The organism is Mesonia sp. K7, assembly GCF_003233725.1.
In the GTDB taxonomy this organism is placed as follows: Bacteria; Bacteroidota; Bacteroidia; order Flavobacteriales; family Flavobacteriaceae; genus Mesonia.
This window is the reverse complement of sequence record NZ_QKQV01000007.1, coordinates 1-20150: the sequence shown is the minus strand read 5'-3', so window position 1 is coordinate 20150 and position 20150 is coordinate 1. Positions and strand designations below refer to the sequence as shown.

The window sequence follows — 20150 nt, the reverse complement described above, 5'->3', positions numbered from 1 at the left end:
TGCAAGGACTTTAAGGCTCCGTGGCGCAACTGAATAGCGCATCAGATTTCGGCTCTGAGGGTTGCAGGTTTGAATCCTGCCGGGGTCACGAATAAATTAAAAGCAAGCTAAAATATAAAGCTTGCTTTTTTATTTTAGTTTGTTTTTGATTTTCAAAGCGGAGCTTTGTCAGGAAATAAAATCCTTCCGTTATTACCTAAAATGAAAAAGGATGCTGTTCTGCATCCTTTTTTAATATTAATAAGGCTCTATACTTTTACTTACTCAATTGTTGTTTTACAATTGTAGAAATGGTTTTTCCGTCAGCTTTACCCGCCATTTCTTGAGAAGCGGCACCCATCACTTTCCCCATATCTTGCATTCCTGTAGCTCCTGTTTGCTGGATAATATCTTTGACAATAGCCGCAATTTTCTCTTCGCTTAATTGTTCTGGTAAAAACTGCTCGATGACTTTGGCTTGTTCGATTTCTGGTGCCGCTAAATCTTCACGTCCTTGTTCTTGATAGATTTGCGCACTATCTTTACGTTGTTTTACCAATTTTTGCACCAATTTTAGCTCGTCATCGCCACTCAATTCTTGAGCACCCGCATCGGTTTTAGCCAATAAAATAGCACTTTTTACAGCTCTAAGAGCCTCTAACGCAACCGTATCTTTATTTTTCATCGCAGCTTTCATTTGCTGCATGACGTCTTGTTCTAAACTCATTTTTCAAAAATTTTTACGAAGATAAATAAAAAACCCGAAGTGATCATCAACTTCGGGTTAACCATGACCATATAAGTTTACTTTAGTCTACATTATCGTGTAGAAAAGAGTTGTTGGTACGTAAACTTATTTCATCATTGCTATCATTGCTTACCGATGTTCTTGAAAGTTTTTCGGATGGTTTTTTATCGTTGTCCAATTCCATTCCTGCTCTTTTGTAAGCTGGTTGTTTCTCAATCTCGTCGATATTGGCTTGGTTTCTAAACTTATAATTAAAGTTTTTCATCTTTGCCCGACGTTCTGCAGCTCTGGCTATCAGCTCTTCTGAAATTGGATTGTTAAAAGGATCTATTTCTTCGTCTGCTTTTTCTTCCGCTTTCGCTGGAATTTCTTTTGTTTCTACTTTGATTTCTTCCTTTGGTTCTTGTACACTTGGTTGAGCATTGGTCAGTTTTTCTTCTAACTCCATATAATCATCAAGATTATATTTTACCGCTTCATCATTGTTTACATTTTCTTCCGCTTTTGGTGTTTGTTTAGCTTCTGTATCATCATCTAAACGATACACCACTTTTTCCTCACTTTCGACAGGTATTTTCTTCTCTTCTTTTTCCATCGGAAAATCAAACGAAAATAAGTTCTGTTCTTCCTTAAAATCACTCTCAACTTCTACCGCATTATTCACTTCAATTTCTTGAATGTCTTCTGTTGTATCGATAATCACAAAATCTTCTTCGTTGTAGTTAATTTCTTCGTAAGAAACTTCCATATTTCTAATCAATTCTGAAGTGGGAATCAAATTCATTTCCGCTTCAAGCGAATTTTCATTTTTTACTTCTTTTACTTTTGTTACGGGCTGAACTTCTTCTTCTAAGGTATGAACAATTCTGTTTTGCACTTGTTCCTCCTCCTTTGGAAGTGGTTGTGAAACAGGTTTGCTCATTCCTGTAGACTTCGGAGACAAATCGTGTTCTGCCTTTTGTTCATCTTCTAACGTATGAATGATTTTTTTTGCCTCGGTATTTACAATCACGTTTTGTTGCTCAAGGTTAAAACCCGTGGCAATAATGGTAACCGAAATAGAGTCTTCTAAACTCTCGTCGTCACCAACACCCATGATGATATTGGCACTGTGACCCGCTTCTTGCTGGATGTGGTCGTTGATTTCTCCGATTTCATCAATCGTAATTTCTTCAGAGCCGGAAACAATCAATAGCAATACGTTTTTGGCACCTTGTATTTTATTGTCATTTAGCAATGGTGAATCCAATGCTTTGCTGATAGCCAATTGTGCACGATTGGTTCCTGAAGCTACCGCAGAACCCATAATCGCTGTTCCGCTATTGGCAAGAACGGTTTTGGCGTCACGTAAATCGATGTTTTGTGTATAGTGGTGCGTGATAACTTCTGCAATTCCGCGTGAAGCGGTAGCTAAAACCTCATCTGCTTTTGAGAAACCGGCTTTAAACCCTAAATTTCCGTATACTTCTCTAAGCTTGTTGTTGTTGATGACGATAAGCGAATCTACATTTTTACGTAGTTTTTCTACACCAATTTGTGCTTGTTCGTTTCTGGTTTTACCCTCAAACATAAACGGAATGGTTACAATACCCACCGTTAAGATATCCATATCTTTGGCTTGCTTAGCGATAATTGGTGCTGCTCCCGTTCCCGTTCCGCCACCCATTCCAGCCGTGATAAAAACCATTTTTGTATTGGTGGTGAGCATATTTTTAAGTTCGTCGAAACTTTCTAAAGCTGCTTTTTCCCCTACTTCTGGATTTGCACCTGCACCTAAACCTTCGGTAAGGTTAACACCCAATTGAATTTTAATGGGCACAGGACTGTTTTGTAGGGCTTGTGCATCGGTATTACATACCACAAAGTCTACTCCTTTAATACCTTGCTCAAACATGTGATTGATGGCATTAGAGCCGCCGCCGCCAACTCCAATTACTTTGATCACATTGGATTGGTTTTTGGGGAGATCGAATGAAATGTCAAAATCTGTGCTGCTCATAATAATTTATTTTTGGGTTTATCTTTTTTCTTTTTCTTAGCTTCTTTTTATTCTGCGTTGTCTAAAAAATCTTTAAAGTTTTCGAACCATTTTTCGAAAATATTTTTTCTGATTTCCTTTTTAGAAGATGGTTTTTGCTCTTCCTCTTCTATGGTATTTTCTGACGGTGTGGCTGCATCAACATTCATTTCTTTGGCGCCTTCCGTAACTTTTTCCTCTACTTCTTTATCTTGGTCAGAATCGTTTTCTTTATTTTTCTTTTTCTCTAAACTGTTCATCACCAAACCAACTGCCGTGGCAAACATCGGGCTAGTTGCCTCTTCGCTCGTATCACCAGCCAAATGTTCGTTAGGAAAGCCTACTCTCGTATCCATCCCCGTAATGTACTCTACCAATTGCTTGAGGTGTTTGAGTTGTGCTCCTCCTCCTGTAATCACAATACCGGCAATAAGTTTTTTCTTTTGTTCTTCGTGGCCGTAATTTTTGATTTCCAAATAAACCTGTTCGATAATTTCAACCACACGGTAATGTATGATCTTAGAAAGGTTTTTTAGTGTAATTTCTTTTGGCTCTCTACCCCTGAGTCCGGGAATAGAAACAATCTCATTGTCTTTGTTTTCTCCTGGCCAAGCCGAACCAAATTTTATTTTTAGCATCTCAGCCTGCTTCTCAATAATCGAACAACCTTCTTTGATATCTTCTGTAATCACATTTCCACCAAAAGGGATGACAGCCGTATGTCGGATAATACCGTCTTTAAAAATAGCGAGATCGGTTGTTCCGCCACCAATATCGATGAGCGCAACTCCTGCTTCTTTTTCTTCTTGGCTCAAGACCGCTTGCGCGGAAGCCAGTGGTTCTAAAGTTACCCCTGAAAGCTCTAAACCTGCACTCTTTACACACCTGCCAATATTTCTTATCGAAGAAATCTGCCCCACTACCACGTGGAAATTGGCTTCTAACCTTCCGCCATACATTCCGATCGGTTCATTGATTTCGGCTTGACCGTCTACTTTAAATTCTTGCGGCAACACATGGATAATTTCCTCTCCCGGAAGCATGACCAATTTGTGTACCTGATTGCAGAGCTTATCGATATCTTTGGCACTAATTACCTCGTCTGAATTAGGCCTAGTGATGTAATCGCTATGTTGCAAACTTCTAATATGCTGACCAGCGATACCAACGACCACATCTTCTATCTTCACCCCAGAATTGTCTTCTGCTTCTTGTACAGCTTGCTGTATCGACTGTATGGTTTGCGTAATATTGTTGACCACACCGCGATGAACACCCAAACTCTTTGATTTTCCTACCCCAAGAATTTCCATTTTACCGTACTCATTATTGCGACCAATCATGGCTACAATTTTTGTAGTTCCAATGTCTAATCCTACTGCAATTTGGTTATTTTCCATTCTTAATTCAGGTTATTTTCTAGTACCTACTACTTGATTTTTATACTTTAAACTGATTTTGTCGTAAGCTACTTTTACTGGTTGTTGACTATAGTTTTGACAAAACACTTTTAGTTTTTCTACTTTTTCATCTATTTGCTGAAGCTTGCCAAAAAAAACTTCAAAATCGTAATCGCGCAGCAACAAAACCAATTCGTTGTTTTTTTCTATACTCATGGCGATGACTTCTTTTTTCAAAAACTCATCTTCTTGAATTTTCATCAGAAAAGGATGAATTGCCATCATCTGTTTCTCACTCACATTTTTCACCAACGGAACTCTCGCTGCATAATTCTCTGATAAAGGCATTTTTTCACCATGCGTATCGATGTAAAACCCTTGTTCTCCAAAAACCCTTGCCACAGGTTGTCTTTGTGTGATAATTGCCCCTAATTTTCCTTCGACATCTATGTAAACTTCTGCATCGTAAATCATTGGATTTTTTTCGAGTTTACGCTCCAACTCATTCAAATCTAAAACATCTTTTGATTGATTTTTAAACTCGGTCTTATTTTGTATCAACAAGTTATTAACGTCTAATTCGTTGATATATAAATTGTCACCGTTGGTAAATTCGATAGCAATTTCTGCTATGGGTTTCTTGGCATTTCTCTTTACAGAAAAGCTGTAGAGAAAAGCAATGACGCCCAACAACACCAAAAAAAAGAAGAGTTCTTTAAACTTTTTCATACGGTAATTTTTTTATAACTTTTGGTACTTCGTCACCAATATCTCCTGCACCCAAAAACATAAACACTTGTGCATCACTGTGTTTCACAAGAGCAGACAATGCTTCTTTTTTGACTATTTTTTTATCTTTATTATTGATTTTTTCTAATAAAAACTGGGCGTTAATTCCCTCGATGGGTATTTCTCTAGCTGGGTAAATTTCTAATAAGTTTACCTCATCAAAAGCACTTAAACTAGTAGCAAAATCGTCTGCAAAATCTTTGGTTCGGCTATATAAATGCGGCTGAAAAATCACACTTATTTTTTTATTGGGATATAATTCTCGTGCTGCCTCATATACCGCACTGATTTCGTTTGGATGATGAGCATAATCTTCAATAATTAACAAATTATTGGTTTTGAGGTGGTAGGTAAATCTTCGTTCTACCCCTTTAAAACTTTCTACTTTTGACGCTACTTCTGTAGCATCTAATCCAAAAGCAATTGCCAAAACAATTGCAACTGTGGCATTAAAAAGATTATGCCTTCCCGGCAAAAAAGACTGGATGTTTGTAAGTTGAAAATCTTGTGAAATCACATCGAAAATGTAAGTTCCGTTTTTTATTTTGATGTTTGTGATATGAATATCCGCTGAGGCTTCAAAACCAATAGTTTTCCCTTGTAAAGGCAAACCTTGAGCAACATACAAATCTTCTGAACTTACTTTTGCTGCAAAGTCTCTAAACGAAGTCTCTAATAGGTTTCTTTCTTGGTAAATATCCAAATGATCGGCATCCATAGAAGTGATGGCTGCAATATTTGGCGTGAGTTGCAGAAAAGAGCGATCAAACTCGTCGGCTTCTACTACAACCACTTCGTTCCCGTCTGAGATAAAATTGGTCTTATAATTTTCTGAAATTCCGCCCAGAAAAGCGGTTAATTTAACTCCACACTGTTTCAAAATATGTGCTAAGATGGCAGTTGTCGTGGTTTTCCCATGGGTACCAGCAACCGCTAAAGTTGGTAAATCTTTTGTGATTTCGCCTAAAATCTGTGCTCGTTTCATCATCCTAAATCCTTTTTCAAGGAAATAGATATACAAAAGATTATCCTTTGAAACAGCGGGAGTAAATATCACTATGGTGTTTTCTTTTTCAATATTTTTATTTACGAATAGCTGCTGTATCTCTTGCGTATAAATCACATCTACTCCTTCATTTTGCAAGGTCGTCGTCAGTTGGGTTTGTGTTCTGTCATAACCACAAACTTGCTTGTTTTGCAGCGCAAAATAACGTGCAATGGCACTCATTCCTATTCCACCGATGCCGAGAAATACAAAATGCTGTATGTGACTTAAATTTTTCAAGCGCTTATTTACAATAGTTTAATAATTTCGTTGACAATATCTCTGGTTGCATTTGGCTTGGCCAAATCTTGTATGTTTTTCGCCATTTTCTTCTGCTTCTTTTCGTCGTTCATTAAAGCGAGAAAAAGGGATTTGAAAAAGTTTTCCAACTCCGATTCTTTCAGTAAAATTGCTGCTTCTTTTTCTGCAATGGCTTTGGCATTTTTGGTTTGATGATCTTCAGCTACATTTGGTGAAGGAATAAAAATGACCGGTTTTCCTACCACACACAACTCGCTTACCGTACCTGCTCCCGAACGTGAAATAATTAAATCCGCACAAGCGTAAGCATAATCCATTTTATCAAGAAACTGGTGCACTTTGACATGCTTTTTGTCATTATATTGCTGAAATCGATCGAAATATAACTTGCCTGTTTGCCAAACAACCTGAATATCTTGTTCCTCGAAAAAATCCAGGTGTTTCTCTATCAATTCGTTGATGGTTCGAGCACCTAGACTTCCCCCTAAAACCAAGAGTGTTTTTTTGTTTTGGTCTAACTCAAAATAGCTGATGGCTTTCTCCCTTTTTGAATTGATTTCCAACAAATCCTGTCTCACAGGGTTCCCTGTGAACCTGAGTTTATGCTTCGGAAAATATTTTTCCATTCCGTCATAGGCCACACAAATGGCATTAGCTTTTGCTGCCACCCATTTGTTGGTTACCCCTGCATAAGAATTTTGCTCTTGAATAACGGTAGGAACCTTTTTTTGGTTAGCCGCCCTTAGCAACGGACCGCTTGCAAAACCACCCGTACCAATCACTACATCAGGCTTAAATTGCTTGATGATCTGACGTGATTTAGCAATACTCTTGATAAGCTTTAACGGAAAGCTTAAGTTATCTAACGTCAACTTACGTTGGATTCCACTAATCCAAAGTCCCTTGATAGGATAACCTGCCGCAGGAACTTTTTGCATTTCCATACGATCTTTGGCTCCTACAAATAAAATGTCTGCTTCAGGAAATCTCGATTTCAGTTCATCTGCAATCGCAATTGCCGGAAATATATGTCCTCCTGTTCCTCCTCCTGATATGATAAATCTTGGACTGCTCATAATGTTTCACTCAATATATCTAGCGGATTTTCAATACTGCTTTCCGCATTTTCTGATTCTTCCTTTTCTCTAATCTCTTCGCGTTTTGCACTTACACTTTGTACAATTCCCAACGCAATACACGTCATCCAAATAGAAGTTCCTCCGCTACTAATTAGTGGTAAAGTTTGCCCTGTAACGGGAAACAACTCGACCGCAACTGCCATATTGATCAAAGCCTGAAAAATAATAGGTAAACCAACCCCTATGACGAGCAGTTTTCCGAAAATAGTATTCGCTTTGGTAGAAATAATCACTAGTCGAAATAGGATCAGCAAGTAAGCTAACATCACCCCAAAACCACCAATAAGTCCCATTTCCTCTATAATAATGGCAAAAATAAAATCGGAGGAAGATTGGGGTAAAAAGTTACGTTGGATACTTTTTCCGATGCCTTCACCTGCAAAACCACCATTGGCAATTGCTATTTTTGCTCTTTCTATTTGGTAATCTTCTTTTGAATCTCCTTCTTTGGTAAAGTTTTCGACACGACTTATCCATGTGTCTACACGGTTCAGAAAAACATCTGGAAATGCTTTTGCCGCAAGCACAAATAAAGACAATGCAATAAGTCCAGCCAATAAGATAATTCCAATATATTTTAACGGATAACCTCCTAAAAATACCAGTACAATCACCATAGAAAATATAATCGCTGTAGTCGAAAAGTTTGCTGGTAATATTAATGCCAAAACGATACCCACCGGCACCCAAAGCGGAAGCAGTGTTTCTTTAAAAGTGATTTCTTTTTGATAGATTTTTGATAAATACCTTGCCACATAAATCATCAAAACCACCGATGCTACGTTTGAAGTCTGGAAACCTGCACCTAAAAATGGGATTTTTATCCAACGGCTTGCATTTGCTCCGCCCATCGTTTCACCTTGAGCTAAAGTATAAACAAGCAATACGACAATCACCGGCATGAGTAAAATAGAAAATGCCTTGAAATAATGATAGGGTATTTTATGCACAAAAAAGAGCATGACAAAGCCTAAGAAGAGGTGAACAAAATGCTTCAGCAAGTAGCCAAAAGTACCACCGTCTCCATAAAGGTAAGCCAAGTTGCTACTGGAACTATAGACCGGAATAAAAGAAAATATCGCTAAAAGCACGGTCAATGCCCAAATCATCTTATCCCCTTTGAGGTAATAAAAAATATTCTTTTTTGATATGTTGGTGCTGATCGCCAAAATTTATAATCTTCTTACTTGTTCTTTAAATTGTCTGCCTCGTTCTTCGTAATTCTTAAACAAATCAAAACTCGCACAAGCTGGAGAAAGCAACACATTATTGCCTTTTTCGGCAATATGGTAAGCTTGATGCACTGCTTCTTCCATACTGTTGGTTTCTATGATCAGGTCGACACAATTACTAAAAGCATCGATGATTTTTTGGTTGTCTAAGCCTAAACAAATAATAGCTTTTACTTTTTCATTCACAAAAGGAAGCAACTCGCTGTAATCATTTCCTTTATCTACTCCTCCGACAATCCAAACCGTGTCTGATTTCATACTTTCTAATGCATAATAAGTTGCGTTGACGTTGGTTGCTTTAGAGTCGTTGATGTATTGTACGTTATTGATTTTTAGCACAAACTCTAAACGGTGTTCTACTCCGTGAAAACGTTCTAAACTCTCTCTAATGGTTTGTTTTCTAATTTTGAGAAGCTGTGCAACTGTTGCTGCTGCCATTGCATTTTTGGTGTTGTGTTGGCCTTTTAGTGCTAAGGTGTCTTGTGGCATAGTAAAATGGTTATCGTTAATAATTATATGTAATTGGTTGTTGTCTATATAGCCTCCGTTTTGGTTGTGCTTTTCAAATTTGAGCGGAAGCTGTTGTGCTTTTACCTCATTTTTTTCCAACCAACCAGAAATGGCTTTGTCATCGGCATCGTAAATAAAATAATCTGCCGAGGTTTGGTTTTTGGTAATCCTAAGTTTAGAAGCGATATATGCCTCAAAATCATAATTGTATCGATCGAGGTGATCGGGTGTGATATTGGTAATCACCGAAATATGCGGATGAAACTTTTCGATTCCGTCCAATTGAAAACTACTCAACTCCAACACATAATAATCTGAGTTTTTGGTGGCTACGCTTTTCGCGAAACTTTCCCCAATATTTCCCGCCATAATAGTTTCCAGTCCACCCTTTTTTAAGGTATAATCTGTCCAACTCGTTACCGTGGTTTTTCCGTTACTTCCGGTAATTCCCACAAGGGTAGCATCGGTAAACCAAGAAGCAAACTCGATTTCAGAAATTACGGGTATCTTTTCCGCTTTAAGCGAAACAATTAATGAAGCACTATCTGGTATTCCCGGACTTTTTACCACTAAAGCTGCATTTAGTATTTTCTTTTCTGTATGCTGATTCTCTTCAAAATCTATGGCCTCATTTTTTAAAACTTCTTTATATTTATCAGTCAATACACCTTTATCAGACAAAAAAACTTCATAGCCTTTTTGCTTGCCCAACAAAGCTGTTCCTACACCACTTTCTCCTCCTCCTAATATGACCAATCGTTTGCTCATTATCTTAGTTTTAGGGTAATGACAGTTAAAATGGCTAAGAATACGCCTACAATCCAGAAGCGAACCACAATTTTACTTTCGTGGTAACCTCGTTTTTGGTAATGGTGGTGTAATGGCGACATCAAAAAGATGCGTCTTCCTGTACCTGTTTTCTTTCGGGTGTACTTAAACCAGCCTACCTGAAGAATAACCGATAAATTTTCGACAAAGAAAATTCCGCATAAGAGAGGAATCAATAATTCCTTACGGGTAGCAATTGCCAATACCGCAATAATTCCACCAATGGTTAAACTACCGGTATCACCCATAAATACTTGTGCTGGATAGGTATTGTACCATAAAAACCCAACTAAAGCTCCTGCAAAAGCAGCAATATAAATGGTCATTTCACCCGAATTGGGAATGTTCATGATATTGAGGTAATCGGAGAAAATAATATTACCCGAAACCCAAGCAAACAGACCTAAAGTAAGTACAATAATTGCCGACGAACCTGCGGCTAAGCCATCGATACCGTCGGTAAGATTCGCTCCGTTGGAAATAGCAGTCACAATAAAAATCACTATGGGAATAAAAACCAACCAAGCATACTTGGCATAAGCTGGATTTATCCAGGTGATGAGACTTTCGTAATCAAACTCATTATTTTTAAAAAACGGAATTGTTGTTTTTATTGATTTTTCTTCGACAGAGCTATAGCTTTTCTCTTGGACTTCCATCGTGTTTTCTACCACTTCTACTTGATCTACTTTTGGTTTTTCCTTAATGGTGATATCGGGATGAAAATACATCGTGACACCAACAATAATCCCTAAACCAACTTGTCCAAATACTTTGAATTTCCCCTTTAAGCCTTCTTTGTTTTTCTTAAAGGTTTTGATATAATCGTCTAAAAAACCAATGGCTCCCATCCAAAGTGTGGTCACAATCAGTAAAATGATATAGATGTTTTCTAATTTGGAAAATAGCAAGACAGGAATAAGCGTTGCCATAATGATGATGATTCCCCCCATTGTTGGAGTTCCCGCTTTTTCTGATTGCCCTTCAAGACCCAACTCCCTTACACTTTCTCCTACTTGTTTTGCTAATAAAATATTGATAATTTTCTTACCGAAAATGGTAGAAATCAACAAAGAAAAAATCACAGCCATGGCCGCTCTAAAAGAGATAAACTCAAATATCTGGGCTCCTGGAAACTGGTATTGTTCTTCTAAATATTGAAACAAATAGTACAGCATAGTTTTTATTTATCGAGTTGTTCTAAAATTTCTTTTACAATTTTCATATCATCAAAATCCAATCGTTCATTTTTGATAATTTGATAAGTTTCGTGACCTTTTCCTGCAATAAGAATGATGTCATTTTTGTTGGCCAAAACACATGCGGTTTGGATGGCTTGTTTCCGGTCTGCGATCGAAATGACTTTCGACACATGTTGCGACTCAACGCCTTTTTCCATATCTCTAATGATGGCATCAGGATCTTCGTTTCTAGGGTTGTCACTCGTAAAAATGCTTTTATCGCTATTTGCGGAAGCGATATGTGCCATTTTTGGTCTTTTGGTAGCATCTCTATTTCCACCACAACCCACAACGGTAATCAAAGTCTCGTTTTTGGTTCTTATCGTGTTGATGGTATCCAAAACGTTTTTAAGCGCATCAGGTGTGTGTGCATAATCTACAATCGCCGTGACTTTTTCTTTATCGGAAATGAAATACTGAAATCTTCCGCTCACAGAATTTAGTTGACTTAAGTGGCGGAGATTTTCTAACATATCAACTCCAAGTAAATCCGCTACAGCGAAAATGGCTGTTAAGTTATATGCATTAAAACTTCCGATAAGCTTCGTCCAAACTTCGTGGTTGTTTATTTTAAGTAACAATCCGCTGATTTCGTTTTCTAAAATATGTGCTTTGTAATCGGCGTTGGTTTTTAAAGCATAAGTTTTCTTGTTAGCAATGGTGTTTTGCACCATAAATTCACCGTTTTTATCATCTTGATTGGTGAGTGCAAATGCATTTTTAGACAATTCATCAAAGAATATTTTCTTCACATCCCGATATTCTTTAAATGTTTTATGATAATCGAGATGGTCGTGAGAAAGGTTGGTGAACACTCCACCTGCAAATTGTAAAGCAGTTGTTCTATGCTGAGCAATCCCGTGTGAGCTTACTTCCATAAAGCAATAATCGACACCTTCTTCTACCATTTCTGCCAAATATTTATTGATGGCAAGTGAATCTGGCGTGGTGAGATAGGTTGCATACTCTTGATCTGCCACCATAATTTTAATGGTAGAAATCAGACCTGTTTTATAACCTAAATTGGTAAAAAGTTGGTACAACAGTGTCGAAACGGTGGTCTTACCGTTGGTTCCGGTAATCCCCACAAGTTTTAATTTTGAAGAGGGGTTTCCGTAATAATTGCTTGCTATGATTGCCAAAGCTCTTTTTGAATTTTCCACTTCAACGTAAGTGATGCCACTTACTTGTCTCGCTGGTAATTGCTCACAAATAATCGCCAAAGCTCCATTATCCTCTGCACTTTTGATGTAATTATGGCCATCTGCATTTTCGCCTTTTATAGCAATAAAAACATCATTGAGTTCTACTTTCTGCGAATCGAAATACAGGTTATTGATACTGATATTCGTATTTCCCACCACAGAATTGATAGCTACTTTATATAATATGTCTTTTAAAAAAATCAACTTGTTTGTAAAAAAATGATTTGGTTCGACTTTATTTTTTCTCCTTTAGCGACCGATTGCTTGGTAACCTTACCCATTCCAGAAACTTTTACGGTCAAGCCTAAATTTTCTAAAATAGAAACCGCATCCATCGCTGGTAAACCTGTGACATTCGGCATGACTGTTTTATAGTTTTGGGTGATATCGTAATAGCCGTTAAAACTCTTATCGATTTGTCTTTTCAAATTTTCGGATGGTTTTACCTCTTGCACATTTGGCGTGTCGGTATAAATTTCTTTGGCAATTTTTTTGAAAACCGGCGCTGCCACAATATTTCCGTAATAACCAATACTTTTATCGGGTTTGGTAATCACAACAATACAGGAATATTGCGGGTTTTCCGCTGGAAAATAACCCGCAAACGAAGAAACATATTCGCCTGATTTGTTTTTCCCATAACCTGTCAAACACGTTCCCGTTTTTCCTGCCATACTAAAATCTTCGGTATGAATATTTGCTGCCGTTCCTCTGATAACCGTATTTTTCATCATTTCTCGAACTACAGCCGCCGTCTCTTTCGAACAAATCGTGTTTTTGATCTGACCTTCTTCAAACTTCTGAATCACTTGATCTCTATTTCTTATCTCTTTGATTAATCTTGGTTTGATCATAACGCCATCATTTGCAATAGCATTATAAAAAGCTAAGGTTTGCAAAGGCGTAATCGTCACTCCGTAACCAAAAGACATCCACGGAAGTGTCGTCCCATACCAGTTTTTATCATCCGGATGCGGAATTGTTGGAGTTCCTTCTCCTTTTATTTCTAGGCCAATTTTTTGGTTTAAGCCCATATAGTTGAGACGGTTCACCAGTTTTTCTGGATTGTCCTTATAACCTTCGACAATAAATTTTGAAAAAACCGTGTTTGAGGATACTTCAAACGCTTTAGCAACAGTAATTTCACCGTAACCACCAACACGCGAATCTTTTACCGTACGGTCGTAATATTTTATTTTTCCACCTTCAGAATCAAAAACATCAGCAGAATCGACTACTTTGTCCTCGAGTGCTGCCACCAAAGTCATCAACTTATAGGTTGATCCTGGCTCTTGCGATTCCCAAATGGCATAATTTCTCTTTTCATAATATTTTCCTTCTTCGGTACGACCTAAGTTCGCCATGGCTTTGATCTCACCTGTTTTGGTCTCCATCACGACAACTGTTCCGTGATCGGCTTTGTATTTTTCCAATTGACCTAATAAAGCGTGATGCGCAATGTCTTGAATAGAAATATCGATGGTAGAAACCACATCGAGACCATCTTCTGGCTCCAACTCATTTTCATCGCCAATCGGTTTCCATTGCCCTTTAGCAATTTTTTGCTTAAGCCTTCTTCCGTCTTGACCTGTTAAATATTCGTTGTAAGCACCTTCTAATCCGGCTTGACCGCGTCCTACAGTTCTTTCGGCAATTTTTCCTAAAGGCAATTCTCTTACCGTATGTTGCTCAGCAATAAAACCACCCTTGTAAGCACCCAACTCAAACATCGGAAAACTCTTGATTTTGATATAATCAGAGTAACCTACATTCTTTTCGATAAGGTAATATCGGTTCTTGTCTATTCTCGCTTTTCTTAGTCTTGCCGCATAATGACTGGCTGGTTTACCAAACATTTTTCCCAACTCTTTAGAAAGTGGCATCAAATTTTTTTCAAAATTTTCCTGAGAAACGGTTTCGGCATCAAACCTTATTTCATATTCGGGTACTGAAATCGCCAATAAATTTCCGTTGGCATCGTAAAGGTTTCCTCTGTTGGCAGGAATTACAAAACTTTTGAAAACCCTTTGTTCTGATAGTTCACGGTATTTATCACCTTCGACCACTTGTATATTGACCAACTTTACAGCAATAGCAACCGCAAACAAGAAAATTCCTGCCGCGATGATGTAAAGTCTATTCAACACCTTTTTTTCTGTGGTCATTATTTTTCTACTAAGATTTTAAGTTTTTTTGGCGGTTCGTTAGCGGTAATGATTCCCAAGGGCAATACTTTTTCTTCTACCGCCGATTTCATTTTGAGTTTCATCACGTTTTTCTTTGCTTCTATCGATTCTGACCTTAAGTCTTTTACTTCTTTATTGAGTTGAGCAATCTGATGCACTTTTCGTTCTGCATCGTGCGAACAAGCAATCATAAAAATTGCCAAAGCTGTACAAAACAAAATGAAACGCCAGTTATGTATCGCGTCATCACTAATCAGAAATTTCCCTTTTAAAAAATCGTAAACCCTACTCATCTTTTAATCTTTCTGCTATTCGTAATTTGGCACTTCTCGCTCTGTTGTTTTTTTCTTTCTCCTCTTCCGAAGGAATGATCAAACCACCCACTTTCTTGAAAGGAACTCTAATATTTCCATAGAAATCTCTTTCGGGTTCACCTTCAAACAAACCACTTCTAATGTACCTTTTTACTAATCTATCTTCTAGTGAGTGATAAGAAATCAAGCTCAATCTTCCACCTGGTTTTAATACTTCTTCGGTTTGCTGCAGAAACTCTTTCAGCACTTGTATTTCTTGGTTGACTTCAATGCGAATGGCTTGGAAAATCTGTGCTAAAATTTTAAACTCTTTTCCTTTAAACAGCAAAGGCATTAATAGCTCTTTTAGTTGCTCACTGGTTCTTATAGGCTGCTTACTTCTGCTTTCTACAATTGTTCGCGCTAGTTTTGGTGCGTTTTTCAGTTCGCCGTATTCGTAAAACACTTGACGCAAATCCGCTTCAGCATAATTATTAATCACTTGATAAGCCGAAAGCTCGCTTTCTTGGTTCATGCGCATATCGAGCTCGCCATCAAATCGGGTGGAGAAACCTCTTTCTGCCACATCGAATTGATGTGAAGAAACGCCAAAATCACCTAGAATACCATCAACTTTTTTAATTCCGTGAAAGCGTAAGAATTTTTTGAGGTACCTGAAGTTTTCCGGAATAAGTGCAAATCGTGCATCGTCTATAATATTGGCTTGCGCGTCTTTATCTTGATCGAAAGCAAAAAGTTTTCCTTTATCACCAAGTCTTTTCAGGATTTCAGAAGAATGACCACCGCCACCAAAAGTGACGTCTACATAGATTCCGTTTGGTCGGATGCCTAATCCGTCAACAGACTCTTGTAGTAAGACCGGTTTATGATATTCCAAATTCATCATCTGTGTTTCCCATTACTTCTTCGGCTAAATCAGCAAAATCTCCTGCGGCATCTTCTATGGCTTTTTCGTATTTCGATTTATCCCAAATTTCTACAATGTTAATCGCCGATGACAGCACGATTTCTTTTTCTAATCCCGCAAAAGTGTATAAGTCTTTTGGTACCAACAATCTTCCGTTGGCATCAATCTCAATCATTTTTACTCCTGCAGTAAAACGACGAATAAAGTCGTTGTTCTTCTTTTTAAATCGGTTTAACTGATTGACTCTCGTCATCAGCGAATTCCATTCATCCATCGGATAAATCTCTAAACATGGCTGAAAAACAGCGCGTTTGACAACAAAACCCTTTTCCAACACAGGTAACAATTGCTTTTTCAGTGCAGAAGGTAGCATGAGCCTACCTTTTGCATCGATTTTACATTCGTATGTTCCTATGAGGTTTACCACTTCGTTTCTTTATTAGGTCAAATATATTGATTTTTTTACCACTTTTTACCACTTTTTACCACTTTGTTAATAAGTTTTTAAGTAAAAGCAGCCTACGAAGGTTGATTTTTTTGGTGAAATAATGGAAAATTGCTGAGGCTTGATTGTGAATTGATTGAGGTAAAGTTTTGCTTGAATGTGATAAAATAAATTGTTTGATTTTGTTAAAAAGCCTATACTTGTGAAAGAATATTTATATTTGCGATAACTAACTAGTAACTACTGAATGGAAAAACATCTTAAATCGGAAGGGAAGTTTACCTACTTAGAAATTGGAGAAGGAACTCCAATTATTGTTCTTCACGGTTTGATGGGTGGATTGAGTAATTTTGATGGAGTCACTCATTTTTTTCCGCAACACGGTTATAAAGTTGTTATCCCAGAGTTACCGCTCTATACCATGTCACTTCTTAAAACGAGTGTCGGTAATTTTGCAAAATTCATTAAAGAGTTTATCGATCACAAAGGCTATGATGAAGTGATTCTTTTAGGGAACTCGCTTGGCGGACACATTGCTTTGTTGGCCACCAAACTTTACCCTGAATCAATAAAAGCCTTGGTTATTACGGGAAGTTCTGGTCTTTACGAAAGTGCAATGGGTGAAACGTATCCCAAAAGAGGCGATTACGATTACATCAAGAAAAAAGCAGAAAACGTTTTTTATGATCCAAAAGTAGCGACCAAAGAAATTGTAGATGAGGTTTATGCAACTGTAAACGATCGCAACAAGCTTATCAAAACTTTAGCGATTGCAAAAAGTGCAATACGCCACAATATGGCTAAAGATTTGCCTAAAATGAAGACGCCAACTTGCATTATTTGGGGAAAGCAAGATAATGTAACTCCACCTCGAGTGGCAGAAGAATTTCACGATTTATTACCCGATTCCCATTTGTATTGGATAGACAAATGTGGTCACGCCGCAATGATGGAACACCCTGATGAATTCAACGCGATTTTATTAAAATGGCTGCAACGCAAAAAGTTTTAAGCTATGGAAATCAAGTCGGCTACTTTTGTGATGAGCAATAGCGATGTCGCTAAATGCCCTAACAACAACTTGCCAGAATATGCCTTTATCGGCCGTAGTAATGTTGGGAAATCTTCGCTCATCAATATGTTGACCAACAGAAAAAATCTTGCAAAAACTTCTGCAAGACCTGGAAAAACACAGCTTATCAATCATTTTTTGATTAACGGAAACTGGCATTTGGTAGATTTACCAGGTTATGGTTATGCCAGAGTAAGCAAACAATCCAAAAAGACTTTCCAGAAGTTTATTACCGACTATTTTAACAAACGTAAACAACTGATATCGGCATTTGTGTTAATTGACAGTAGGCACGAGCCGCAAAAAATAGATTTGGAGTTTATGCAATGGTTGGGAGAAAACGCGATTCCTTTTGCGATTATTTTTACTAAAATCGACAAAGTAAAACCCAAAGCCTTAGAAAATAAAATCAATAGTTATAACGCTACTCTTTTGGAAACATGGGAAGAATTACCGCCTTATTTTTTGACTTCTTCCTCTAATAAAATTGGAGCCGATGAAGTGTTGAACTATATTGGAGAGATTAATAATTCATTGAATTAATTCTTTTTCAACTCTAGTTTATCGGCAAAATAATCACAGAAATCCTTCATGGTTTCCATCATTTTTTGGTCGTCGGTCGCACGGTAAAACGTATCGCTCATCGCTACTAAAGTTTGATGAAAGAAAACTTTCATTTCATCTACGGGCATATCTTTTGTCCACAAATCGATCCGTAAGGTTTCCTGGGCTTTGCTGTCCCAAATAGAGAGCAACATGGCTTTGGCTTTTTCGTTGGCAACGCCACCATCACGAGCCGTCCAGTGTAAATTCTCAGGAATATTATTTTCGTCTACTTCTACTTGTATTTTTATTTCAGATTTCTTGTTCATCTAGCTTATTTTGGTCTGTAACTTGAATTTTCAAAAATGGTTTTAGCTGGCAAATTTAAGACTTTCCGAAGACTCATCGCTTCATTTTTCTCAGCAAATTGTCGTACAATCTGCCAACCGATGTATTGCCCCAATTGTGGTGGACTTTCATTATCTAACTGCAACCTAAACTTACTGAAAGGAGCCAAATTGATAAAACGAGATTGTAACTGTGAATCGGTGTCGTACAACAATTCGTTTTCGATAAAATAACGCCAAATTTCTTCCTCATTAGTATTTGCCCAGTCCATTTCTTTTTCTGTATAACCTATTTTTAAAGCATCTGAACTCTCGGGAAGTATTTTGTCTTTTAGGTAAAGAATTTTTCCGTAGTAAACCATTTGCGCTAAGAAAGTACGATCTTTCGGTTGATTGATCAGTTGCTTGCCATAAACTTCAACAACGTCATTTACAATACGTTCTTTTTTAAGATTTTTGGCGATGTAATCTTGTATGCCTACGTAAAACTTATGGTCTTCGCCTAAATAATTATCTAAACCTATTAAAAGTAAATCATCTGCTGCAATCACTTTATTTCGATAATCTACTTCAGAAATTACCGTCACCACTTTTGGTGTTATAAACTCTGGGAAATAGTATTTAAAATGACGAAAAGCATTTTCTAGTTCTTCTGTTTCTGAGTTAAAATCCGCGAAAGCGATATTCACTTCACTTTCTAACTCATTTTGCAAAGTATCACTCAACATTTCGACCCAAACCGAATCAGCAATATTTTCTGGAAACAAATACGGATATTCGTCCTTCAGGTGTGGTAAAGTTTCTGGAGTTGCTTTCGCAAATTTTTGGTCAAAACGATGCACTTCAACATCCATAGGAATTGTTGCAATTTCTGCTTCCAATTTATTGTCTTCCTGACAGGAAACTAAAAAAAGTACAAAAAATAGAGGAATAAGATTTTTCATATTATTTCTTTCGCTTTGCTTATTTTTGTTGACAAAGGTAACCTAAAAAAACAACGTCATGCAAACCGAAAAAGTTGTACAACACATCACCAATTGGCTAAAAAATTATGTTGAAAAAAGTAAAACTAAAGGTTTTGTGGTTGGAATCAGTGGTGGAATTGACTCTGCGGTAACTTCAACCCTTTGTGCCAGGACTGGTTTACCCACTCTGTGTGTAGAATTGCCCATACATCAAGCAAAGAGTCAGGTAAATCGTGCGCAAGAACATATCGACTGGTTGATGGAAAATTATGACAATGTCCTTAACGAAGACCTAGATTTAACAAATGCGTTCGAAAGCATCAAAGCGAGTTTGCCTGTTGCCAAAAATGAAGACAGCTATCAACTTTCACTTGCCAATACCCGTGCAAGGTTACGTATGACCACACTTTATTATTTGGCAGGAATTAACGGATTTTTAGTTTGCGGAACAGGAAACAAAGTTGAAGATTTTGGTGTAGGATTTTTCACTAAATATGGTGACGGCGGTGTCGATTTGAGTCCGATTGCCGATTTGATGAAAAGTGAAGTTTACGCTGTCGCGGAGTACCTTGGCGTTGTGAGTTCGATACAAAAAGCAGCTCCAACCGATGGTTTATTTGGCGACAGCAGAACCGATGAAGACCAAATTGGTGCTTCATACGACGAACTGGAATGGGCGATGAAAATAGTTGCCCAAGGAAAGATTTTAGATGATTTTTCGGGTCGTCAAGCGGAAGTTTTTAAAATATACCAACAACGACACCGAGCCAACCTTCATAAAATGATTCCGATACCGGTTTGTGAAATTCCTGAAGAGTGGAAATAGGCTTTATTCCAAAAATAAGGAAAACCACCCGATGAGTTTTCATCGGGTTTTTTGTTTGGTATTGTTTCTATAGGAGTCCATAAAAACAAAAAGCCCCCATCAAAAGATGAGGGCTTAAAAAAGGCGGCGACCTACTCTCCCACAATAAGCA

Annotated in this window: 19 protein-coding genes and 1 tRNA gene; 4 read left to right on the top strand and 16 right to left on the bottom strand. The window is 37.6% G+C overall.

Going from position 1 to position 20150, the window contains the following annotated elements; translation table 11 throughout:
• Positions 1–14: 14 nt before the first annotated feature.
• Positions 15–88 (top strand) — tRNA-Arg (locus DNG35_RS06475).
• Between the two features lie 168 nt (positions 89–256).
• On the opposite strand, the gene DNG35_RS06470 is transcribed toward DNG35_RS06475, so the two are convergent.
• From DNG35_RS06470 to mraZ, 14 genes are all read right to left on the bottom strand, one after another.
• Positions 257–706: a GatB/YqeY domain-containing protein gene (locus DNG35_RS06470; protein ID WP_111127112.1), complete on the bottom strand. Its 450-nt coding sequence runs from the start codon at positions 704–706 to the stop codon at positions 257–259.
• Between the two features lie 82 nt (positions 707–788).
• Positions 789–2726 carry a cell division protein FtsZ gene (gene ftsZ / locus DNG35_RS06465; protein WP_111127110.1) on the bottom strand — a complete coding sequence of 646 codons (1938 nt, stop codon included), beginning with the start codon at positions 2724–2726 and terminating at the stop codon, positions 789–791.
• A gap of 47 nt (positions 2727–2773) precedes the next feature.
• Positions 2774–4144: a cell division protein FtsA gene (gene ftsA / locus DNG35_RS06460; RefSeq protein ID WP_111127108.1), complete on the bottom strand. Its 1371-nt coding sequence runs from the start codon at positions 4142–4144 to the stop codon at positions 2774–2776.
• 12 nt (positions 4145–4156) lie between these two features.
• Entirely contained in the window at positions 4157–4873 is a 717-nt protein-coding gene (locus DNG35_RS06455) for a cell division protein FtsQ/DivIB (RefSeq protein ID WP_111127106.1), read from the bottom strand.
• Positions 4860–6218, bottom strand: a complete 1359-nt coding sequence (gene murC, locus DNG35_RS06450; RefSeq protein WP_111127104.1) for a UDP-N-acetylmuramate--L-alanine ligase — start codon at positions 6216–6218, stop codon at positions 4860–4862. The genes DNG35_RS06455 and murC overlap by 14 nt, the downstream gene beginning before the upstream one ends.
• An 8-nt stretch (positions 6219–6226) precedes the next feature.
• Entirely contained in the window at positions 6227–7315 is a 1089-nt protein-coding gene (gene murG, locus DNG35_RS06445; RefSeq protein ID WP_111127102.1) for an undecaprenyldiphospho-muramoylpentapeptide beta-N-acetylglucosaminyltransferase, read from the bottom strand.
• On the bottom strand, positions 7312–8487 hold the full coding sequence (locus tag DNG35_RS06440) for an FtsW/RodA/SpoVE family cell cycle protein (RefSeq protein ID WP_111127100.1): 1176 nt from the start codon (positions 8485–8487) through the stop codon (positions 7312–7314). Before DNG35_RS06440 ends, murG begins: the two co-directional genes overlap by 4 nt.
• 63 nt (positions 8488–8550) lie before the next feature.
• Complete coding sequence (gene murD, locus DNG35_RS06435) at positions 8551–9888, bottom strand: UDP-N-acetylmuramoyl-L-alanine--D-glutamate ligase (protein ID WP_111127098.1); 1338 nt, start codon at positions 9886–9888, stop codon at positions 8551–8553.
• A complete protein-coding gene (gene mraY / locus DNG35_RS06430) occupies positions 9888–11126 on the bottom strand; it encodes a phospho-N-acetylmuramoyl-pentapeptide-transferase (protein ID WP_111127096.1) in 1239 nt (412 codons plus the stop codon). The genes murD and mraY overlap by 1 nt, the downstream gene beginning before the upstream one ends.
• 5 nt (positions 11127–11131) lie before the next feature.
• Positions 11132–12598 carry a UDP-N-acetylmuramoyl-L-alanyl-D-glutamate--2,6-diaminopimelate ligase gene (locus DNG35_RS06425; protein WP_111127094.1) on the bottom strand — a complete coding sequence of 489 codons (1467 nt, stop codon included), beginning with the start codon at positions 12596–12598 and terminating at the stop codon, positions 11132–11134.
• A complete protein-coding gene (locus DNG35_RS06420) occupies positions 12595–14559 on the bottom strand; it encodes a penicillin-binding protein (RefSeq protein WP_111127092.1) in 1965 nt (654 codons plus the stop codon). Before DNG35_RS06420 ends, DNG35_RS06425 begins: the two co-directional genes overlap by 4 nt.
• Complete coding sequence (locus DNG35_RS06415) at positions 14559–14873, bottom strand: FtsL-like putative cell division protein (RefSeq protein ID WP_111127090.1); 315 nt, start codon at positions 14871–14873, stop codon at positions 14559–14561. The genes DNG35_RS06420 and DNG35_RS06415 overlap by 1 nt, the downstream gene beginning before the upstream one ends.
• Positions 14866–15777 carry a 16S rRNA (cytosine(1402)-N(4))-methyltransferase RsmH gene (gene rsmH / locus DNG35_RS06410; protein WP_111127293.1) on the bottom strand — a complete coding sequence of 304 codons (912 nt, stop codon included), beginning with the start codon at positions 15775–15777 and terminating at the stop codon, positions 14866–14868. The genes DNG35_RS06415 and rsmH overlap by 8 nt, the downstream gene beginning before the upstream one ends.
• Complete coding sequence (gene mraZ / locus DNG35_RS06405) at positions 15758–16228, bottom strand: division/cell wall cluster transcriptional repressor MraZ (RefSeq protein ID WP_111127088.1); 471 nt, start codon at positions 16226–16228, stop codon at positions 15758–15760. The genes rsmH and mraZ overlap by 20 nt, the downstream gene beginning before the upstream one ends.
• A 265-nt stretch (positions 16229–16493) precedes the next feature.
• Here mraZ and DNG35_RS06400 point away from each other — a divergent pair, with 265 nt between their 5' ends.
• Together DNG35_RS06400 and yihA are read left to right on the top strand one after the other, a co-directional pair.
• Positions 16494–17258, top strand: a complete 765-nt coding sequence (locus DNG35_RS06400) for an alpha/beta fold hydrolase (protein ID WP_111127086.1) — start codon at positions 16494–16496, stop codon at positions 17256–17258.
• 3 nt (positions 17259–17261) lie between these two features.
• On the top strand, positions 17262–17861 hold the full coding sequence (yihA, locus tag DNG35_RS06395; protein ID WP_111127084.1) for a ribosome biogenesis GTP-binding protein YihA/YsxC: 600 nt from the start codon (positions 17262–17264) through the stop codon (positions 17859–17861).
• Here the strand turns inward: yihA and gldC are convergent.
• Together gldC and gldB are read right to left on the bottom strand one after the other, a co-directional pair.
• The gene (gldC, locus tag DNG35_RS06390; RefSeq protein WP_111127082.1) at positions 17858–18190 is read right to left on the bottom strand and encodes a gliding motility protein GldC; all 333 of its coding nucleotides are present in this window, start codon (positions 18188–18190) and stop codon (positions 17858–17860) included. The genes yihA and gldC overlap by 4 nt on opposite strands.
• Positions 18191–18195: 5 nt before the next feature.
• On the bottom strand, positions 18196–19152 hold the full coding sequence (gene gldB, locus DNG35_RS06385; protein ID WP_111127080.1) for a gliding motility lipoprotein GldB: 957 nt from the start codon (positions 19150–19152) through the stop codon (positions 18196–18198).
• 58 nt (positions 19153–19210) lie between these two features.
• Here gldB and nadE point away from each other — a divergent pair, with 58 nt between their 5' ends.
• Entirely contained in the window at positions 19211–19999 is a 789-nt protein-coding gene (gene nadE / locus DNG35_RS06380) for an NAD(+) synthase (protein WP_111127078.1), read from the top strand.
• The last annotated feature ends 151 nt before the right edge of the window (positions 20000–20150 follow it).

Bases quoted from the DNA above. Each gene is read 5' to 3' on its own strand.
- murG (WP_111127102.1), bottom strand. From the start codon at position 7,315: ATGAGCAGTCCAAGATTTATCATATCAGGAGGAGGAACAGGAGGACAT.
- yihA (WP_111127084.1), top strand. From the start codon at position 17,262: ATGGAAATCAAGTCGGCTACTTTTGTGATGAGCAATAGCGATGTCGCT.
- DNG35_RS06420 (WP_111127092.1), bottom strand. From the start codon at position 14,559: ATGACCACAGAAAAAAAGGTGTTGAATAGACTTTACATCATCGCGGCA.
- DNG35_RS06470 (WP_111127112.1), bottom strand. From the start codon at position 706: ATGAGTTTAGAACAAGACGTCATGCAGCAAATGAAAGCTGCGATGAAA.
- murD (WP_111127098.1), bottom strand. From the start codon at position 9,888: ATGAGCAAACGATTGGTCATATTAGGAGGAGGAGAAAGTGGTGTAGGA.
- gldC (WP_111127082.1), bottom strand. From the start codon at position 18,190: ATGAACAAGAAATCTGAAATAAAAATACAAGTAGAAGTAGACGAAAAT.
- ftsA (WP_111127108.1), bottom strand. From the start codon at position 4,144: ATGGAAAATAACCAAATTGCAGTAGGATTAGACATTGGAACTACAAAA.
- DNG35_RS06415 (WP_111127090.1), bottom strand. From the start codon at position 14,873: ATGAGTAGGGTTTACGATTTTTTAAAAGGGAAATTTCTGATTAGTGAT.
- DNG35_RS06440 (WP_111127100.1), bottom strand. From the start codon at position 8,487: ATGATTTGGGCATTGACCGTGCTTTTAGCGATATTTTCTTTTATTCCG.
- DNG35_RS06400 (WP_111127086.1), top strand. From the start codon at position 16,494: ATGGAAAAACATCTTAAATCGGAAGGGAAGTTTACCTACTTAGAAATT.
- gldB (WP_111127080.1), bottom strand. From the start codon at position 19,152: ATGAAAAATCTTATTCCTCTATTTTTTGTACTTTTTTTAGTTTCCTGT.
- ftsZ (WP_111127110.1), bottom strand. From the start codon at position 2,726: ATGAGCAGCACAGATTTTGACATTTCATTCGATCTCCCCAAAAACCAA.
- rsmH (WP_111127293.1), bottom strand. From the start codon at position 15,777: ATGAATTTGGAATATCATAAACCGGTCTTACTACAAGAGTCTGTTGAC.
- mraY (WP_111127096.1), bottom strand. From the start codon at position 11,126: ATGCTGTACTATTTGTTTCAATATTTAGAAGAACAATACCAGTTTCCA.
- nadE (WP_111127078.1), top strand. From the start codon at position 19,211: ATGCAAACCGAAAAAGTTGTACAACACATCACCAATTGGCTAAAAAAT.
- DNG35_RS06455 (WP_111127106.1), bottom strand. From the start codon at position 4,873: ATGAAAAAGTTTAAAGAACTCTTCTTTTTTTTGGTGTTGTTGGGCGTC.